General features: G+C 60.1%; 12 protein-coding genes and 1 pseudogene. 10 read left to right on the top strand and 3 right to left on the bottom strand.

Annotated elements, in window-relative coordinates; genetic code table 11:
• The 3 genes from ACR0AO_RS20555 to ACR0AO_RS20545 form a co-directional block, all read right to left on the bottom strand.
• Nucleotides 1-1,668, bottom strand: a complete 1,668-nt coding sequence (locus ACR0AO_RS20555; RefSeq protein WP_480607866.1) for a sulfatase-like hydrolase/transferase — start codon at nt 1,666-1,668, stop codon at nt 1-3.
• Nucleotides 1,669-1,771: 103 nt separating this feature from the next.
• Nucleotides 1,772-3,409, bottom strand: coding sequence for a sulfatase-like hydrolase/transferase (locus tag ACR0AO_RS20550; RefSeq protein ID WP_480607863.1), 1,638 nt, complete (start codon nt 3,407-3,409; stop codon nt 1,772-1,774).
• Nucleotides 3,410-3,452: 43 nt separating this feature from the next.
• A complete protein-coding gene (locus tag ACR0AO_RS20545; RefSeq protein ID WP_480607862.1) occupies nt 3,453-3,926 on the bottom strand; it encodes a hypothetical protein in 474 nt (157 codons plus the stop codon).
• Between ACR0AO_RS20545 and ACR0AO_RS20540 the strand changes: the two genes are divergently transcribed.
• The 10 genes and pseudogenes from ACR0AO_RS20540 (at nt 3,925) to tcuB (ending at nt 19,962) form a co-directional block, all read left to right on the top strand.
• A complete protein-coding gene (locus ACR0AO_RS20540) occupies nt 3,925-5,136 on the top strand; it encodes a tetratricopeptide repeat protein (protein WP_480607860.1) in 1,212 nt (403 codons plus the stop codon). The two genes, ACR0AO_RS20545 and ACR0AO_RS20540, sit on opposite strands and share 2 nt — an antisense overlap.
• A 383-nt stretch (nt 5,137-5,519) precedes the next feature.
• The gene (locus ACR0AO_RS20535; RefSeq protein ID WP_480607858.1) at nt 5,520-7,070 is read left to right on the top strand and encodes a trimethylamine methyltransferase family protein; all 1,551 of its coding nucleotides are present in this window, start codon (nt 5,520-5,522) and stop codon (nt 7,068-7,070) included.
• A 14-nt stretch (nt 7,071-7,084) separates the two neighbouring features.
• Entirely contained in the window at nt 7,085-8,539 is a 1,455-nt protein-coding gene (locus ACR0AO_RS20530; RefSeq protein WP_480607855.1) for an aldehyde dehydrogenase family protein, read from the top strand.
• 110 nt (nt 8,540-8,649) lie between these two features.
• Nucleotides 8,650-9,555, top strand: coding sequence for a LysR substrate-binding domain-containing protein (locus ACR0AO_RS20525; RefSeq protein ID WP_480607852.1), 906 nt, complete (start codon nt 8,650-8,652; stop codon nt 9,553-9,555).
• Nucleotides 9,556-9,705: 150 nt separating this feature from the next.
• The gene (locus ACR0AO_RS20520) at nt 9,706-11,013 is read left to right on the top strand and encodes an aspartate aminotransferase family protein (protein WP_480607849.1); all 1,308 of its coding nucleotides are present in this window, start codon (nt 9,706-9,708) and stop codon (nt 11,011-11,013) included.
• Nucleotides 11,010-13,415: a GcvT family protein gene (locus ACR0AO_RS20515; RefSeq protein ID WP_480607846.1), complete on the top strand. Its 2,406-nt coding sequence runs from the start codon at nt 11,010-11,012 to the stop codon at nt 13,413-13,415. Before ACR0AO_RS20520 ends, ACR0AO_RS20515 begins: the two co-directional genes overlap by 4 nt.
• Nucleotides 13,408-15,819 carry an FAD-dependent oxidoreductase gene (locus ACR0AO_RS20510; protein WP_480607843.1) on the top strand — a complete coding sequence of 804 codons (2,412 nt, stop codon included), beginning with the start codon at nt 13,408-13,410 and terminating at the stop codon, nt 15,817-15,819. The genes ACR0AO_RS20515 and ACR0AO_RS20510 overlap by 8 nt, the downstream gene beginning before the upstream one ends.
• Before the next feature lie 4 nt (nt 15,820-15,823).
• Nucleotides 15,824-17,497, top strand: coding sequence for a thiamine pyrophosphate-binding protein (locus ACR0AO_RS20505; protein ID WP_480607841.1), 1,674 nt, complete (start codon nt 15,824-15,826; stop codon nt 17,495-17,497).
• Nucleotides 17,494-18,866 (top strand): annotated as a pseudogene (tcuA, locus tag ACR0AO_RS20500) (FAD-dependent tricarballylate dehydrogenase TcuA). The gene ACR0AO_RS20505 and the pseudogene tcuA overlap by 4 nt, the downstream one beginning before the upstream one ends.
• Nucleotides 18,859-19,962 (top strand): tricarballylate utilization 4Fe-4S protein TcuB, encoded by a 1,104-nt coding sequence (gene tcuB, locus ACR0AO_RS20495; protein WP_480607838.1) that lies wholly within the window; start codon nt 18,859-18,861, stop codon nt 19,960-19,962. Before tcuA ends, tcuB begins: the two are co-directional and overlap by 8 nt.
• Nucleotides 19,963-20,168 lie beyond the last annotated feature (206 nt).

The following is a 20,168-nucleotide window of genomic DNA, read 5'->3' as shown; positions in this document are numbered from 1 at the left end:
TTATTGCTGGGGTGACTGGCGTTTGACGAGAAATGCCTCAACCGCTTGCTGGGTCTCGGGGCGAATGTCTTCGATCCCTTCATAGGGTATGCCATAGGCCGGCGGCGTGTCAGGATACTTTTCCTTACGTGCCAGGTGACGCCCCAAAATCCGCACAAATTCCTGTCCACCCCACGAGCCCACTTCGGTCGACACCGAGTATTCTTCGCGTGTATCGCGATAAAGATCGAAGAACTTCGCAAGAATTGCACTCTCACCTGGTCCCGGAAGTTTGAGCTTTAGTTGGTCTTTGACAATGGCTTCGGGATTTGCAACCGAGTAGATGATGACATGATCGCGCCGAGCCTTTGTTTCGTCCGAGGTCAACAACGCCGCTGACTGATCCACACCGTCCACCAATCGATCCCTCGGGATGAATTGGTCCGCCCCAGCAAGACGCGACAGCGTAGTGTAGAGGTCGGAGACGTGAATGATGCTGTTCAGCAAACCGTCCGCCTCGATCATTCCGGGCCAACGAATAAACGCATCGACTCGTACTCCGCCTTCGGTCGTGTCCCCTTTTCCACCTGCGTAGATCATCGGAGTGAACCCGGATTGAGGTGCATATTTGGTGAAGTGCCCATTGTCGCCCATGACGACAACAATGGAATTATCGCTGAGCCCCAACTCGTCCATTCGAGCAAAAAGATCACCCAACCATTGATCCAACAATTGCATCTTATCTACGTAAAGACCACCGTTGGCGCTTTCGGGCCCTTCACGTCCGGCACGCGTGTTGTCCAGCGGGATCATCGGCCAGTATTGAAGGAAGAATGGGTCTTCACCACCGGCAAGGCGTTCCAGTTCCTCAATTGTCTTGTCCTGAAAGGCTTGATTCATCTCGTCATATTTGGCGGCATTCCAACGCTCGCCGGAATCCATGCGGATTTCGTGAATCGGTCCACCGGCTTCACCCTCGATCACGGTCATCATCGCCGAGGCATCCGGCCTGAACCAGCCATCCAGCGTATTTATGTCGTCATAATCTCGTATCGCGACCGCGACCTGTTCCTTGATCGCATCATCGTTGAAAATGGTCAGCTGGCCCTGCTGGTGAATGGCATGCTGCGCGTAATCGAAGCCCTGATTCATGGCCCAGCTTTCGGCGATGTCACCCATATGCCACTTGCCTACGTGACTGGTTGCATAACCTGCCTGTTTCAAGACCTCGGCCAGCGTCACTTCATTTTCAGGCAATCCAAAGCCAGCGATATCGACCGTCGTGTCGCCCATTCCGATACGCACGGGCAAGCGGCCGGTCATTTGTGCCACACGCGTTGGGGTGCAGGACGGTTCGGTATACATCCGAACCATGCGCAGCGCTTCGTCTGAAAATTCGTTTATGTTCGGAGTGTCGTACCCACGGACCGCGTTAAGTTCGGGAATACCCATATCCCCGAAACCCATGTCGTCAATCAAAACGCTGACAATATTTGGAGGCTTCCCACCGTTCCTTTCGCGAAAGGCGGCCAAAGCCTCGTCAACGGCGACGTCATCCTGCATCCACTGCTCTGCGTGTTGCGCTTGCAGTATGTAAAACTCCGCGTCGTGCTGTATGGGCCCGTTCTGCGAAATTGCCGGCACCGGTGTAAGACTTACCGAAAAAACCAGAATCCACGAAAGCTTCATCACCTATCTCCCAATTGTTTGTTCAGTCCGGCGACCGCGGGCGCGCCGTAACCCATCCGTGGACATATTCGCATAGCCCGGCATTTCTTGTTTCCAACCAACCTCATTGCCAGCTCATAAAAACGTCACGCGTCAGCTCGGTTTCCGGTCGAAGATTCTCGATACCTTCATAGGGCGCGCCCTTTCCAATCTCGGAATGCGGGTATTTTGCGATCATTTTCTGATGGCGTTTGATCATGTCCTGAAACGAAGCGCCGGCCCAAAGTGAATACCCCACCAGCGGGTGCTGCTCGCGCGGGTCACGGTAGATGTTATAGGTTGGTGCCGCAGCGCCTGGTTCGCCGGGCGCGGGCAAATGCATCTTGAATTCCTGCTTGACCACCGACCGCAATACCGGCCCCTCGTAGACATATACATAGTCGCGGCGGCCATTTCCTTCGCCATTCAGCAACAGGGTGGTCTGGTCCACGCCGTCGATAACCCGGTCGCGCGGTATATGGTCGGTCGCTCCCGCTATCCGGGCCAGCGTGGTGAAAATATCCGACACGTGAAAGATATCGCCCGCGGCGCTGTCCGCTTCGATCACACCGGGCCAGCGAATGAACGCGTCCGTGCGCACACCGCCTTCCAGATGTTGTGTCTTGCCCCCGCGATAAATCAGCTGATTGAGGCCCGAAGTGCCTTCGTAATGGTACATCAGGCCATTGTCGGCCATCAGCACCACAATCGTGTTGCCGGCCTTACCGGTTTCATCAAGTCTGGCCAGCAGATCGCCAATCCAGCCATCCAGCAGCTGCAATTTGTCGGCGTGGAACCCGCCGTTCCGAGAAATTGCCTGATCCGGGTACACAAAGTTCAGAGGATACAGCGGCCAGTATTGCAGAAAAAAAGGCGCATCCTCGGCAGCCAAAAGCTCCAGCCGTTCAAGGATCTGCCGCTGATAACGTTCATTCATCTCTTCGTATTTGGCCTGGGTCCACACCTCGCCTGCCGACATGTCCACTTCCCGGGCACTGCCCCCGGCTTCTGCTTCGACACCCGTCACCAGACCATAGGGCTTGAACCGCTCATCCAATTTAAACTGGTTGCTCTGCCCCTCGGGCACATAGCCGAGCATGTTGTTTGCCCGCATCGCGTCGGGTGTCATGAGGCTCAGCTGCACCTGCTGGTGCAGCGGGAAAGCAGCCCAGTCGAAACCCTGATTATGAGGGTAGGATTGTTCGATATCGCCCTGATGCCATTTGCCCACATGCGCGGTGTTGTAACCAACCTCTCTTAGGATTTCGGGCAAGGTCACTTCGCTGGCAGGAAGACCCTCTCCCACCAGCGCCACCTTTACCTCCTCCACGCCTGCGCGAACAGGGTGCCGCCCGGTCAGCATGGCCGTGCGGGTCGGTGTGCAGGAGGGCTCGGTATACATCCGCATCAGTGACAAGCCTTCGGAGGCCAGTTGGTTGATGCTCGGTGTTTCGATCCCCATGACGTAATTCATCTTGCGGTCGCCCATCTGACCAAAGCTCACGTCATCGATCAGTATGTACAGAATATTGGGCGGCCTGCCCCCGTTGGCCGCGCGTATCTCAGCCAGTCGCGCGTTGATCTCGATATCCTGCGCATCCCAGATTTCACCAAACTGCGCACGCAGGAATTCGAACTCTCCATCGTGAACAATCGGGTTTTCTTCGGCAAATGCAGTCCCGGCACCGGTAATCAGCGTGAACAATATTTGTCTAAATCTCATGATAGACCTCTCAATCCATGCGCCGGGGTTCTGTTTGTTGATTTCAGGTCTGCAACCTTACTTCGATGCTGCTCCGCAGATCCGACACGCATTCAGCCAAATCGGCGAAGTAGCGGGGATGCAGCCTGGCCCCCGGCGTTTGAGACTGCGCCAACTCAACGAATACTTCCTGATAGTCCCTGCAGATCTGGTCGAATTCTGTGTCTGCGGCGCGCAGGGATTGCAGCTGCGACAACGCTCCGGGAAACTGCGTATCAAAGAACTCGTCGTCATTCATTGGCGGCGCTTTCTGTGCTTTCACCTGCCAGCGTGCGCCACGGACAATTTGACTTGAACGTATCAAGTCGCATGCTACCGTAGCAACATGGCGCCAAGTTCTTGTCATGAAAGGATAGTTCTTGTCGACCGGGGGGAATGACATGCGACAGCGAAACACCCGGTCTCTCACTTCGGAGGAGATCAACGCAGCCTGTGGACGTGTTTTGAGGTCGCGAGAATTCAAGGGTTCGGCCCGCATGCGATCCTTCCTGAGCTATGTGGTGGCCGAAGCGCTTGCCGGCCGGTCGGATGAAATTCGTGCAAAAACCATCGCAATGGATGTCTATGGCTACAGCGCCGACGACCTGTCAAAACGTGAAGGGGTCGTGCGTGTTGATGCCGGGCGCGTCCGGCGCAAACTGAAAGCGTATTATAACGGCGACGGCGCAACTGACCCGGTGGGTATTTCGCTGCCGGTCGGAAATTACACACCGGAATTCAGGTCAAGATCTGATCATTCCCCGCATCCCCTACGCCAGCGATGGTTCTTCGCAACCGCGGCCGCGCTTGGCATCGCACTGGTCATTTTCGGTCTCTTCGCGACGGCCTACCTTGGCCGTGGTTCGCAATCCAGAGGCGCGAAAAACGCACAAGGAGCTATCCACGATGTATCCCCTGCACGCGTCGAGGCGATGAACCTTTGCAAGGCCGGGCGCGATCTGATTTTCCCTGTGGTTGACCAGGCCCGTCTTCAGCCCGCGTTGCTGATCTTTAAAACTGCGGTCGAAAGGGACCCGCATTATTTCGGCGGTTACGCCGGCTCGGCACAGGTTGAAACCATGTTGGCCATGCTTCAGTTTGCGGATCCCGTTTCGGGTGAACTGTTAAAATCCGCCGACAAGGCCAGCGCCCACGCATTGGAACTGGCCCCGGATGCCCCCTGGGCGCTATCAGCCCGTGCCTGGCTGGAATTCGGGCTGGGAAACTACAACACGGCATCCTCGCTGTCCGTCCGGGCCGTCGACCTGGCGCCCAACGATCCGCATATCGCAGAATTCGATGCTTTGATTTCTCTCTATACATCGAACTATGATCGGATTCTGTCCCAATCCGGACATTACGAAAAACTGGCGAAAAGTGGTGGCGGACAGGTTTTTGGCAATGCCCTCGGGGCGGCATGGTTTCATACCGGCAACTATGTTGCTTCAATTCGTACCTTTGAGGATACGATCGCGCATGGCGGACCGTTCGGGCCGATTTCCACAGCCTACCTGATGGCGGCCCATTGGGAAAACGGTGAACATCAGGAAGCACGCCGACTAGCCAGAGTTTATCAGAAAACGTGGCCCGGTTTTCCTTTGGAAGCAGTCAAAAAGCGTGCGTTTGCCGATTCAGAGCCCGTCGACGCATTGATAACCGCAATGAAAGCCGCCAGTTCGTCAGAACCTGACCCGGAAGACCGGGAATAAGGGTCTGCTGAGGGCTATGAACGAGTGGACGCCCTGCAGTTCCGAAGGTGTAGGGTTTGGCGGTATTGAGCGGTAGAGAGTTTGTCGCGATGACGACAAAAGATCAGATCTATCTGGACATGACGGCTGGCAGATCAACGTCAAGGAAGCTGGCAGAACTGACAAAGAGATAGGGCTTCAATTGCAAACTAAATCATCCAAAACCGCGTCCAGCACGATGAAAAGTTTGAATTTCGGCTCACGTCCAAGCTCGGCAAGTAACCTGCTGAAGGTTGGATGAGAAAAACTAATCTTATGAGAGACAAATTCGCTTTTGTCGGCGTGTTTAGCTTCAACTAAACTCCGCTTTCATGTGCGAGACTCATTGCCCGAAAGGAACTTCCATGGCAAGCGGTAGAACACGGCGGCGCGGGCGCGATCAAAGGTTGGCCTCGGCGGAAAACCCGACCGACGAAAAGCCACCGGTCTGGCCCGGCATCGAAGGCGGTCGGTTCGATCCGCTGACCGCGGATGAAGCTGCGCACGTGAATGAGGCAGCGTTGCGGCTTCTGGAAACGCTGGGGATGTCGCAGGCCATACCTTCGATGATCGAAAAAGTCGTTGCTGCCGGTGGATCGCTGAGCGATGACAAGCGGTTGTTGTTCCCGCGTGAACTGGTCCGGAAAACACTGGCCAATGCCCGCCGCGATGTCGTGCTTTATGGCCAGGAACCGGGTCGGGAACTGGATCTGTCGGGGAACCGGGTGCATATGTCGTCCGGTGGTGGCGCGCCAGGGGTTTTCGATCTGGAAACCGGCGCCTATCGCGATGGCTCTCTTCAGGATCTCTATGACGCGGCGCGGCTGTGTGACGCGATGGAGAACATTCATCACTTCTCGCGTTCGATCGTGGCGCGGGATGTGGATGACAATGAGGCCATGGACGTGAACACGGCCTATGCCTGCCTGTCAGGCACATCAAAACACGTGTCCGTCTCGATTACCGAACCGGCACATGTGCCGGCGATCCGCGATCTGTGTTACATGCTGGCTGGCGGTGAGGCAAACTTTCGCGCGCGCCCCTTCCTGACCGTCATGGTGTGCCATGTGGTGCCGCCGATGCGCTTTGCCGAAGAGGCGCTTGAGGTTCTGGAACTGGCTGTCGAGGCGGGGTTTCCAGTGCAGTTGATCTCGGCCGGGCAGGCGGGTGCGACCAGCCCCGCCACCATTGCCGGGTCGCTGACACAGGCGATTGCCGAAACCCTGGCCGGGCTGGTTTTTGTACAGTTGGTTGATCCGAATGTGGCGGCGATCTTTGGCCCCAAGCCGCTGGTGGCAGACCTGCGCACCGGCTCGATGTGCGGCGGCGGTGGCGAACAGGCGATCCTGATGGCCGGTGCCGCGCAGATGGGGCGCTTTTATGACCTGCCCACCACCTCGATTGCCGGAATCACCGATGCGAAAACCCATGACGCGCAATATGGTGCGGAAAAATGCCTGGCGGTTTCCCTGGCGGCGCATGCGGGCAGCAATCTGATCACACAGTCCTGCGGCATGCAGGCGAGCCTGCTGGGGGTGAGCCACGCGGCCTATGTGGTGGACAACGACATGCTGGGCAATATCCTGCGCACTTTGCGCGGGGTCGAAGTGACGGCCGAAAACATCGGCGAGGACGTGATCGCCAATGTCTGCCGGGGCGAAGGGCATTATCTGGGTCATATGCATACCTTCACGCGAATGAAATCGGATTACTTCTATCCGCATCTGGGGGATCGGCGCACACCGAGAGAATGGGAGGCGGACGGTGCGAAACCGATTGGCGAGGTGGCCAAGGAAAAAACCCGCCGCCTGCTGGCCGAGTATTTTCCGGCGCATATTCCGGCAGAGATCGACCGGGAATTGCGTGCGCGTTTTGATATTCGCCTGCCCAGAGCAATGATGAATAAGGCAAGCTGACCGCCGTGCATGAGATGATCCCTGAAAATCTGAACCGCCACGACTTTATTTGGATTGACGGCGAAAGGCAGGGTGAAGCACTGCCGCGCCGGGATCTGGTGGACCCGGCCAATGGCGAGGTCATCGGACGGGTGCCCGAGGCCGGAGCAGCCGAAGTGGATGCCGCCGTGCTGTCAGCGCATCAGGCTCTGCGCGGCGCTTGGGTCCGGATGCTGCCCGGCGCGCGGGGGGCGGTGATGCTGCGGTTGGCGGATCTGATCGATCAGGCCACCGAGCGTCTGGCGCGGCTGGATGTGCTCTGCATGGGCAAGCCGCTGGTGCAGGCCAGGCGCGACGTGGGCCGATGTGCCGCCTATTTCCGGTTTTACGCCGGGCTTTGCGACAAACTGAACGGCGAGACGATACCGATTGGCCTGGATCAGACCGCGTTGACCCTGCTTGAACCGGTTGGCGTCACCGCGCATATCCTCCCCTGGAATTATCCGATTTCTACCCTCGCTCGGGGCGCAGCCCCGGCGTTGGCGGCCGGGGCGACCATTGTGGCGAAACCAGCCGAAACCACGCCGCTTTCGGCGTTGGCCGTCGCGGAACTTGCCGGTGAAGCCGGTGTGCCGCCGGGCGTGTTCAATGTGGTGACCGGGGCAGGGCAAACCGGCGCGGCGCTGGCCGAACATCCCAAAGTGGCCCAGGTGACGTTTACTGGCTCGACAGCCACCGGGCGCAAGATCATGCGGGCGGCGGCGAACCCGATTGCCGGGGTTACGCTTGAACTGGGTGGCAAGTCGCCGGTGGTGGCCCTGCCGGGGGCAGACCCCGACGAGGTGGCGCGGGGGATCATTCGCGGAATTTTTTTCAATGGCGGCCAGGTGTGCACCTCGGGGTCACGGCTGATCACCACGGCGGGCCTGCATGACCAGATTGTCGGCCGGATAATCGCCCATGCGGAAAAGATGACGATGGGCCACGGATTGGATGACCCCGATCTTGGACCGTTGGCCTCGGCCGCGCATCTGGCGCGGGTGGATGGATTTGTCGAGCGGGCCAGGGCCGCCGGGCTGACCTGCGTGACCGGCGGGGTCGCGGCGCAGCTGCCGGACCTGCCCAACGGCGCCTTCTACCGGCCCACCATTTTCACCGATGTGCCGGTACAGGCAGAAATCGCGCAATGCGAGGTTTTTGGCCCGGTGCTGTGCACCCATATCGCCGAGGATCTCGAAGAGGCGCTGGCGATTTCCAACGCAACCCCATTTGGGCTGGCGGCAGGGATCTATACGCCCGATGTCACCGAAGCGATGCATTTTGCCCGCCGGGTCGAGGCCGGGCAGGTATTCGTCAACGGGTTCCTGCAGGGAGGTGATACCATCCCATTCGGCGGCGTAAAGGAAAGCGGCGTAGGGCGCGAAAAAGGTGTGGCGGCGATGGCGGCCTATACCGTGCAGAAATCAGTGGTGCTGAGCCACCCGCTTTGATGATATTTTTTGTCCTCTAAATTACTTGACAGAACGTTTTGCGCGGCCAAAAAACTGGCGGCATCAAAAATGTGTTGCCTTGGATGACACCAGATTATCTATAGAGTCGCATGAAACGCGATCTTCCCAATCTGCATGCCCTAAAGGCGTTCGAAGCAGCGGCGCGGCTTGGCAGTTTCAAACTCGCAAGCCAGGAACTGCATGTCACGCCTACGGCAGTGAGCCACCACATTCGCCGTCTGGAGGAGCGGATCGGGGTGCAGCTTTTTACCCGCAGCACGCGGCAGGTAACGCTGACCGAAAAGGGCGACAAGCTGATGCGAGCCTGTTCGGCAGCGTTTGACATAATCGAAGCCACCACTGCAGAAATTGCAAAGGCGAGCGACCGTCTGGTGGTGTCCATCGCTGTTGGCCCCAGCTTTGCCGCGCGCTGGCTGACGCCTCGTCTGAGCCAGTTCTGGCAGGATTTCCCCAATGTCGAACTACGCCTGACGCGCATGCCCGCCGAGGAAAACATCGCCGAGACCAAATCCGACTTCCTGCTTCTATGGGGGCCGCGCAATTGGAGCGACCGCGAGGCACAACTGATTTTACCGGTCCGCGCGGTACCGGTGGCTTCGCCCGACCTCGTGGAGCGTCTGGGCATGCCGACTGACGCAGAAGATGTTCTGCACTTCCCGCTGCTGCATTACCGCAACCGGGATGAATGGAACAAATGGTTTCAGAATGCGGGGCTCAGCGGCACGTCCGACCGCGTCGGTATGATCATCGACGACGAAAACGTGGTGTTTCGAGGAGCGATTGAAGGGCAGGGGGCGGCGATCGGCTGGTCTCCTCTGATTGACGATGACATCGGCAACGGCCGGCTGGTGCCGCTCTCGAGGATCGCTTCGCCGCAGTTGCGCGGCTATTACCTGATTGTGAACAAACAACAGTCATCCCCGCCGTTGCTCGACGAAATCGTGCAATGGTTCGTGCGTCAGGGCGCCGCGACCGCCGCCAGCCGGCTTGGGTGACTGACAGCTACCCAACAGCTCACAGGTGATTATCGCTCATCTGTTGGGTGCTTTTTTTAATGTTGTCGCAGCCCCCGTTTTTGAACTTTAGTGGCAGAAACGCGCGCACCGGAATGTCAGCACCGCACCGTCACAGGAGTTTGGCCACGGATGGCACAAAACAGTTTCAAAAATGCGGATCTTACATCACGTGCCCGTGCAGTCATGCCGGGCGGGGTGAGTCACGAACTCCGATACAAGACGCCGCATCAGATCTATTTTCAACGGGCCAATGGCGCTGAAAAGTGGGATGTCGAAGGCAAGCGCTACATCGATTTCAAGCTGGGTGCCGCCAGCCAGATTCTGGGTCATGCCCATCCCGAGATCGCCGAGGCGGTTGCACGCCAGATGACGGAAATGCCCTACACCGGGGATTGCAATCCGTTGGAGATCGAATGGGCCGAGTGGCTCTGCCGCCTGTTTCCTTGCGCCGAGCGGGTGCGCTTCACCGGATCGGGCACCGAATCCACCATGCTGGCCCTGCGGCTAGGCCGTGCACATTCGGGCCGCGACAAGGTCCTGCGCATCGACGGGCACTTCCACGGCTGGCACGACATGCTGATCAAAGGGGCCAAGCCTGGCGCCAATACACCGCCTTCGCTGGGCGTGCCGCAGGCGGTTAGCGATCTGACCGTGGTGGTGCCGCCGGATCTGGATACGATCGCCGCGCTTTTAAACAGCGACTCGCAGATCGGTACCGTTTTTGTCGAGGCCTCCGGCGCCAATTACGGTTCGGTGCCGCTGCCCGAGGGCTTTCTGCAGGGCATCCGCACGCTGGCGGATCGCAGCGGCCATGTGCTGATCTTTGATGAGGTAATTACCGGTCTACGCTGGTCACCCGGCGGGCGTCAGGCGCGCGATGGCGTGATACCGGACCTGACCACGCTGGCCAAGGTGGTGACCGGCGGACTGCCCGGCGGCGCGGTCGTCGGCAAGGCAGAGATCATGGAGCTGCTAAGCCCTGCCGAGACCCGCGACGGGCTTTCCCCGCCAGTCAGCCACAAAGGCACATTCAATGCAGCCCCGATGGTGGCGGCAGGCGCGATCAGGGCGATGGAGATTCTCTCCACCGGCGATGTGCAGGTCCATGCCGATGCCATGGCTGCGCGACTGCGCGCCGGGTTCAACGCGGTGTTCCGCGATCTGGAGGTTCAGGCGCTGGCCTATGGCGACAGCTCTACCTGCCACCTTTATTTCGGCGACACCTCGATTGACGGGCTGGACGCGGCGGCGATCCGCAAGACCCCTCCCGCCATCGTCAAGGGCCTGCGCGACGGGCTGCTGGAGCGGGGGGTGGATTTCATGTCCTTCACCTCCTGCGTGACGGGGCTGCCACACACCCCGGCTCTGATCGACGAGGCCGTTGAGCAATTTCGCGGCACCATTTCCGCGCTTATCCGTGACGGAGTAATTCAATGAGCCTTCCCTCCCACGCCCGCACGGTCATCATCGGCGGCGGTGTCATCGGCTGTTCCATCGCTTACCACCTTGCTCGCGAAGGGCGAAAGGATATCGTGGTGCTGGAACGTTCCAAGCTGACCTCGGGCACCACCTGGCATGCCGCCGGTCTGGTGCGCCGTCTGCGGCCCTCGGCAACGTTGACCAGGCTGATCAACTATTCGATCGACCTGTATGGCGAGCTGGAGATGGAAACCGGCCAGGCCACCGGCTGGACCCAGACCGGCTCGCTGACGCTGGCCACCAATGAGGACCGGCTGACCAATATCAAGCGCCAGGTCTCGCTGGGTCGTGCCTTCGGTCTGGAGGCCGAGGTTGTAGATGCCAATCGTGCCAAGGAGTTGTGGCCACTGATTGAGACCGACGATTTAATCGGCGCGGTCTGGTCGCCTGCCGATGGACGGGTGAACCCTTCGGATGTGGCGCTGGCACTGTCCAAAGGCGCGCGCGCACGGGGTGTGCGGATCTTTGAGGACACCGCGGTCACTGGCCTGAAAAAGAAGGGCGGGCGAATTTCCGGCGTTGAGGTTGGCGGCCATCTGATCGAGGCGGATGAGGTGGTGATTGCCTGCGGTCTCTGGTCGCGCGAGGTGGCGGCGATGGCCGGCGCCCATATGCCGCTTTATGCCTGCGAGCATTTTTACATCCTGACCAAGCCGCTGAAAGAGGTACAGGCACTGGGCAAGGGCGCGCATCTTCCGACGCTGAACGATCAGGATGCGTTCCTGTATGCGCGCGACGATGTCGAGGGGCTGCTGGTCGGCTGTTTCGAACCGCATGCCAGGGGCCTGCCGCTGGACCGGCTGCCCAAGGATTTCTCCTTTGATCTTCTGGACGAGGACTGGGACCATTTCATGCCGATGATGGAGAATGCCCTGCGCCGCATACCGGCATTGGAGAAGGCCGAAGTACGGATGCTGTTGAACGGGCCGGAGAGCTTTACGCTCGACAGCCAGTTCATGCTGGGCGAAAGCCCCGAAGTGCCGGGCCTGTTCCTGATGGGAGGCATGAACTCGACCGGCATCGCGCTGGCGGGTGGCGCGGGCAAGGCGATGGCGGAATGGATCATTGCGGGCGAGCCGACGATGGAGCTGAACGAGGCCGATATCCGCCGGTTCAGCCCAGAAATGAACGTGCTGGGCGCGTTAGAGGCGCGCATCCCCGAGGTGCTGGGCCGACACTACGACAACCCGTTCCCGGGCCGCTCGATGGAGACCGCCCGTGGCCAGCGCCGCTCGCCCATCCATGCCGGGCTGGTGGCGGCGGGTGCACGGTTTGAAAGCCGGGGCGGCTGGGAGCGCGCCGTTCATTTCGGTGGCGGGCCGGCGCATCTGCCGCTCACCTTCGGGGTGCCGAAATGGCGCGACCAGGTTGAGAAGGAAGTTGACGCGTGCCGCAATGGCGCTGCCATTCTGGATCAATCCGCATTTGGCAAGATCCTTGTGCAGGGGCCTGATGCCTGTGCCTTCCTCAACCGGCTTTGCGCAGCGCAGATGGACATCCCTGAAGACCGCATTGCCTATACGCAAATTCTGAACAAGAAGGGTGGAATCGAGTCTGATATCACCGTTCAGCGGCACGGTCCGGACACCTTTCTGATGATCGTGGGCACAGGCGAGGTCGTACGCGACCTGAAGCGGATGCGCGAGACCAAAGGTGCGTTTCAAGTAGAATTCACCGACGTGACCAGCGGTTATGCGATCATCGGTCTGGCAGGTGCCAGGGCGCGCGAGGTGTTGCAAGCCACTACAAACAGCCCGGTGCCGGATCTGAAACGCTTCAGGTTTGCTCCGGTCGAGATCGGCCTTGCGAGGGGCTGGGCAGGGCGGCTGAGTTTCACCGGAGAGGAGGGTTACGAGCTTTACATCCCTGCGGATTTGGCGATGGCAGCCTATGAGGCTCTGGTGGCGGCTGGCGCCAGCCATGCCGGGCTGTTTGCCAGCGGGTCCTTGCGGATCGAAAGTGGTTTCCGCGCCTTTGGCCATGAACTCGGCCCCGGCACCACGCCGCAGGAGGCGGGCCTGGGCACCTTTTGCGCCTTTGGCTCGGGATTTGTGGGTGAAGAGGCCCTGAAAAGGCATGTGCCGGAACGACGGATTGTCTCGATCCTGTTTGACGATCCGAATGCGATCCCGATCCATGACGAGCCGGTTTACTTGGATGGCAATGTCGTGGGTCAGGTGACCTCGGCAGCCTGGAGTTACAAATTCGGTCGGTCCGTTGCCCTTGCGATGATTGAAACACCGCTGGATCAACTCGCCAAAGACACCGTCGTAAGCGGCTTCGAAGTCGAAATCGCCTGCACCCGCTACGGGGCCAAGGCTTCGCTGAAACCCGCCAAAGAGGCGTTTACACATGAATGATACCACCCGCACCACGCAGGTCGCCATCATCGGCGGCGGCATTATGGGCGTGGCCGCCCAATTCCAGCTGGCCGAGAACGGCTGGACCGACACCATCCTGTTTGAAAAGGCAGAGCTGACCTCGGGCTCGACCTGGCACGCGGCGGGCCAGATCGCCCATGCCGTGGACAGCCGTCTGGCGGGTTGGATCAACAAGACCTCCATCGAGACCTACAAGCGGGTCGAGAAGGAAACCGGTCAGTCCATCGGCTGGCACGAGGTCGGCGGTTTCCGTATCGCGACGACTGACGATGAGGTCGACTGGATGAAGTCGATCATGGGCGTTGGCAAGCTCTTGGATCTGCCCATGGAGCTGGTCGGTCCGGAAGAAATCGCCAAGCTGAATCCCTTCTACAAGGTGGACAACGTCAAGGCGGCAGTGCAGACCTTTGAGGATGGCCATATCGACCCGTCTTCGGTGACCATGGCACTGGCTGCCGCCACCCGTGCGCGCGGTGCCAGGATCGAACGCCGCAATCGTGTTCTGGGCGCCTCCCGCAAGGGCGATATGTGGCTGCTGCGCACAGAAAAAGGTGATGTCCTGGCCGAACATGTGGTGATTGCCGCCGGGTCCTATGCCAACCAGGTGGGCGAGTGGTTCGGGCTCAGGATCCCTTCGGTTTCCTGTCTGCACCATTATCTGGTGACCGATACCGTACCGGAATTCATGGACCGCCCAGAACTGCCGGTGATGCGTGACAACGCCTTTGGCGGCTATATCCGGCAGGAGCAGAAATCGGGCCTGATCGGCATTTACGAAGGTCATGTCTGTCCGACCGTCTGGGAAATGCCGGAAGGCGCGCCCTGGGCCGCAGAGAATGAGCTGTTCGATGCGGATTACGACTCGATTGGCGACTTCCTGATGGTGGCGTTCGAAAAGATGCCGGTGCTGGCGGAACTTGGCATCAAGCGCGTGGTGCGGGGCGCGATCACCCATACACCCGATGGCGGAATGCTGGTCGGCCCCTCTGGTGCGCCGAATGTCTGGCTGTCCTGCGGCTCGTCCATTGGCCTCGCGTGGGGCGGTGGTGCGGGCAAAGTGCTGGCCGACTGGATGGTGCATGGTGAAACGCCAATAAACACACGGGGCATGGATCCCCGCCGTTATGGCGATTTCACCACCGACCACTTCATCGTCGAACGAACCAAGGACGAGTTCATGCGGCGACACGACACGCCGTGCCCTGGCAAGCAGTTCGAAAGCCTGCGCCCGATAGGCCGACAACCGCTTTATAACCGTCTGGCCGCCAAGGGAGCGGTATTTGGCGAAATCGCCGGCTGGGAGCGCCCGCGTTATTTCGGCAAGGTGGGTGAGAAAGAGCAGATTGGCTGGGGCCATCAGCCGTGGCACGCCAACGCCATGGCCGAAGCCAAAACCACCCGCGAAGCGGCGGGCGTAATCGACCTGTGCGCCTTTGCCCAGTTCGAAATGATCGGCAGGGACGCGGGCAAGCTGCTGGAGCGTCTGTCGGCCAACAAGATCCCGGCGAAAGACGGGCGGATCAGCCTGAACCACCTGCTGACGGAAAAGGGGCGGTTCGAAACCGAAATCACCATCTGGCGCATTACCGAGAACCGGTATTTCACCGGCTCTCCTATCGCCCGTGCCAATCCGGATTTCGACTGGATCAAGTCGCATATTCGCGACGGCGAGGATGTGCGGATGATCAATCGCACCGCCGACTGGGGCATGCTGGCGATGTCCGGTCCGGCCTCGCGCCATATTTTGGCAGAGCTGACGGAAGCGGAGCTGTCGAACAAGGCCTTTCCCTGGCTTTCGGGGCGGGAGATCGAAGTGGCGGGCATCCCCTGCTATGCGCTGCGGGTCTCCTTCGTGGGCGAGCTGGGTTGGGAACTGCACGCGCCGCTGAACCGTATCGGCGAGATCTACGATGCACTGTTTGCCGCTGGAGACAAACATGGGCTCACCGATCTGGGCTCCTATGCCTTCAACGGCATGCGGATGGAGAAGGCGTATCGCGCCTCCGGCGAGCTGACCACCGATGTGGGGCCGCTCGACGTGGGGTTGGACCGCTTTGTCGTCACCGAAGGCCGCGATTTCGTGGGCAAGGACGCCCTGCTGTCGCGCCCTCCGGAATGGGAGCTGTTCTATGCCGAGCTGCACGCGGAGGATATCGACATTCACGGCGGCGAGCCGGTGCTGCTGGGCGGCAAACCGGTGGGCCTGACAACCTCGGGCGGCTATGGCTATACCGTGGGCAAATCGCTGGGCTGGCTGTTCGTACGCAAGGGGACCCCGCTCGAAGGCCTGAGCGTGCAGATCCTGAACTGCGAAATTCCCGTGACCGTCCACCAGGACGCCATTCTTGACCCGCAGAACCTGCGGCTCCGATCCGAGGATTGAAACAATGACCATGATCACCGGCGGCGAAGCCGCTTATCGCGTTCTGAAGGCAAACGGCATTGATACGGTGTTCGGGTTGCTGGGCGGCTCGATGCTCGAACTCTACGATGCCATGTATCAGGACGGCGCGATTTCATATGTCGGCGCGCGGGACGAGCGTGCGGCGGGCCATATGGCCGATGCCTGGGCCCGGATGACTGGCAAGCCCGGCGTGGTTCTGGGCGCGCAAGCGGGGCCGGGAGTGGTCAATATCGTGACTGCCGTGGCCGAAGCCCAGCTGGCCTATTCGCCGCTGGTTGTGATCGCCGGCGCCATCAGCCGCTGCGATCATGCCAAGGACACGTTTCAAGAGGTCGATCAGGTTGCCCTGTTTGCCCCGATCTCCAAACGGTCGGTCATGGTCACCGATCCGGCGCGCCTGGCGCCGATGCTGGAGGATGCGATCCGACTGGCCAATTCGGGCCGTCGCGGGCCGGTGGTGCTGCATGTGCCTCGCGATCTGTTCGCCGCCGAAGTTCCGGCCCTCGACCCAAAACCCGTGAACATCGCCCGCCCGGGGCCTGCAGCTCCGGAAGACATCAGCGCTATCACAACCCTGCTCTCAAACGCGAAGCGCCCGGTGATCTTTGCGGGCGGTGGCTTTAAATGGGGCAAGGGTCGCGACGCGCTGACCGCGCTGGCCGAAACCCTCGAAGTGCCCGTCGTGGCCTCGACCGGTCACGCCGACATCATGCGCCATGGCCATCCCTGGTTCGCAGGACAGGCCGGGCCGCGCGGCAACCGGGTGGCCAGCCGCCTGACCAAAGAGGCCGATGTGATGGTAGTGCTGGGTGCGCGGCTTGGCTTCAATTCGACCTTCCACAGCAACGACTATGTCGGTGCGGACACCCGCATCGCCCATGTCGATATCGATGGCTCAGCCGTGGGGCGCTATTTCCCGGCCGAAATCGCGGTGCAGGCGGATGCAAGGCTGACGGCGCAGGCGCTGGCCGCTGCAGCCTCGAAGCCGGCGGCGGACGATTGGCGGGCTGCTTTCAAGGCCGACATCGCCAGCCTCGCTGCTGAGCGGCAGGAAGAAGCACAGATCGCAACTCTGCCGATGCATCCGCGCCGCGCACTGGCCGAGATACGCGAAGCCCTGCCTGAAGACGCGATTGTCACGTTGGACACGGGCAATACCTGCCTGCAGGCGGCTGACAGGTTGGCGCACTACGCACCGATGAGCCTGATCACCCCGCTGGATTTCGGGCTGGTCGGCTTTGGTCTGGCCGCCGCCATCGGCGCTAAGGCGGCAGACCCCAAGCGTCCGGTTGTCGCGGTCATGGGAGACGGGGCCGTGGGCTATACCATGATCGAGATCCAGACAGCCATTCAGCACAAACTGCCTATCGTGGTTGTCGTCCTGGACAACGAGGCATGGGGAGCCGAGAAGGCTTATCAGCAGGAATTCTATGGCGGCCGCCTGCTGGGAGCCGAGATCCAGTCACCGCGCTTTGACAAGTTCGCGGAACTCTGTGGCGGAAAGGGCATTTGGGTTGACGGGCCCGGAGGCATGAGCACAGCGTTGCAAGAGGCCATCGCCAGTAATCAGACAACTGTTATTCAGGCCAGGATCGATCCGGGTGCGCTCATGACCCTGCGCAAGGACTTGTTCAAGACGCCAAAGCAAGCCCGATGACAAACAAACCCGATATCGTCGTGGTGGGCGGCGGCAATGCCGCCCTCTGCGCTGCGATTACCTCAGCTGAGGCCGGCAAGCGCGTGCCTATGCTGGAGGCCGCGCCAAAACCCTATCGCGGCGGCAATTCCCGCCACACCCGCAACTTCCGTTGCATGCATGATGGACCGCTGTCGGTGCTGACCGGCACCTATGATGAAGAAGAATATTACAATGACCTGCTGCTGGTAACCGAAGGCAAGACCGATGAGCACATGGCTCGTATCGCCATTCGCGGCAGCCAGGACAGCCAGCCCTGGATGGAGGCGCGTGGCGTGCGGTTCCAGCCTTCGCTGTCGGGTACGTTGTCGCTGAGCCGCACCAACGCTTTTTTTTTGGGCGGCGGCAAGGCGCTGGTCAATGCCTATTACCGCACTGCGGAAGCGCTGGGTATCGAGGTATTGTATGAGGCGCCGGTGACCCATATGGAACTGGACGGCGATCGGGTGACCCGGATAGATTTCACCCATCGCGGCGAGCGCCACAGTCTCAGCCCGCCAGCTGTCGTGGTGGCTTCCGGCGGATTTCAGGGCAATATCGAACGGCTGGTGGAGGCCTGGGGCCCGGAATTTTCTGATCCGCGGCACGCCCTATAACCGTGGGGATGTGCTGTTTGACCTGCTAGAGCAAGGGGTGCAGTCAATCGGTGACCCGACCCAATGCCATGCGGTCGCCATCGACGGGCGCTCGCCCAAGTTCGATGGCGGCATTGTCACTCGGCTCGACTGCGTGCCATTCTCGGTGGTGGTGAACAGGAGCGGCGACCGTTTCTACAACGAGGGCGAAGACGTCTGACCCAAGCGTTATGCGATTTGGGGGCGGCTGGTTGCGGCCGAACCGGATCAGTTGGCCTATTCGATCAACGATTTCAAGTCCAGTGACCTGTTCATGCCCTCGGTCTTTCCGCCGGTCACCGCGAACACGATCCCGGAACTGGCGGGTAAACTGGGCCTTGATCCGGTGAAGCTATCTGAGACGATCAATGCTTTCAACGCGGCCTGCCGTCCCGGCAATTTTCATCCGACCGAGCTGGACGGCCTGGCCACCAAAGGCCTCATCCCGCCCAAGACCAACTGGGCACGCCCGATCACCGAGCCGCCCTTTTTACGGCTATTCGCTGCGCCCCGGCGTTACCTTCACCTATCTGGGCTTCAAGGTGGACGACAACGCCCAGGTGCAGGGCGCCAATGGCCCCATCGAAAACCTCTGGGCCGCTGGCGAAACCATGGCAGGCTCGATCCTGGGGCAAGGCTATCTGGCCGGTTTCGGCATGACGATCGGTACGGTGTTCGGTCGCATCGCGGGCCGGGAGGCCGCCCGATATGTTTGATCAAAGCCAAATGAACAGCAAGCCTTCGACCCGCATCGACGAAGCCCGCCGCCAGATCGAGATCTGCAACGCGTGCCGCTATTGCGAGGGCTATTGTTCGGTGTTTCCGGCAATCATGCGGCAACGCAGTTTTGACGAGGCGGATATCACCCAGTTCGCCAATCTTTGCCATAACTGCCGTGGTTGCCATTACGCCCGCCAGTACACCGAACCGCATGAATTCGACCTGAACCTGCCCGGAATACTGGCCGAGGTGCGCACCGAAAGCTGGGAGCGATTTGCCTGGTCCGGGCAATTGGCCAGGCTGTTCCAGCGCAGCGGTACCGCACTGGCTTTTGCTCTGATGCTGGGATTTGCAGTGCTATTTTGGGTTGCCCAAGCTTTGCGGCCTGAAAGCGGTGAAGGTTTCTATGCGGTGATGAGCCATGGTCTGATGGTCTCGATCTTCTTGCCGGCCTTCCTGCTGCCTCTGGTGGCGCTGTTTGTCTCTCTGCGCGGCTATTGGCGACATGTGGGCGGGAAGAGGGTTCGTCTTTCCCACATCCGCCATGCCCTGAGCAGAACCGCGCAGATGAAGGATTTGTCGGGCGGCCAGGGACAAGGCTGCAACTTTGAGGCCGAAGACCGGTTTACCCAATTGCGCCGCATCGGCCATCAGTTGACGATGTGGGGCTTTCTGCTGTGTTTCGCCGCCAAGGTGGCGGGTACGGTCATGCACTATGTCTTTGACATGCCTGCACCCTATACGTTGCCTTCGCTGCCGAAGTTGCTGGGCGTATCTGGCGGAATACTCCTGAGCCTTGGTGCGGCACAACTGGCTTGGCTGAAACCGAAGGGCGAAAAAACACTCGGTGATACGCGGGTCTGGGGCGGGGAAATGGCCTTTGTTCTGCTCCTGCTGATGGTGGCGGTTTCGGGCCTTGCGCTCTATGCGGCGGGAGCGATTGCGCTGATGCCGGCGCTTCTGGCGCTGCATCTGGGTGCAGTGCTGGTCTTTTTCCTGTTAATACCCTTTTCCAAGATGGCGCACGGGTTCTACCGCCTCGCCGCGTTGGTGCGCGACGCGCAAATCAAAAGCAACAACAAAGGCGTTTAGCCCAGCAATCGGGCACAGCCACTGGCGCGACGCGTCCAGTCAGATCCGCCTCGAAATCCTCGTGTTGCAATCGCAATGCTGCACAATTCCGAGGGGGGATTAGGTAAAAGGGGATGACAGCCAGGACCAACGGTTCAACCGGGCTGTGCCGAAAACCGGATCGAGTGGCCCGAAAACCTCGGCCAACTTCGGCTATCGTATTGCCA

The organism is Ruegeria sp. AF8, from assembly GCF_056541825.1.
Note: the sequence above shows the minus strand (reverse complement) of the source record. Positions and strands in the feature narration are given on the sequence as shown.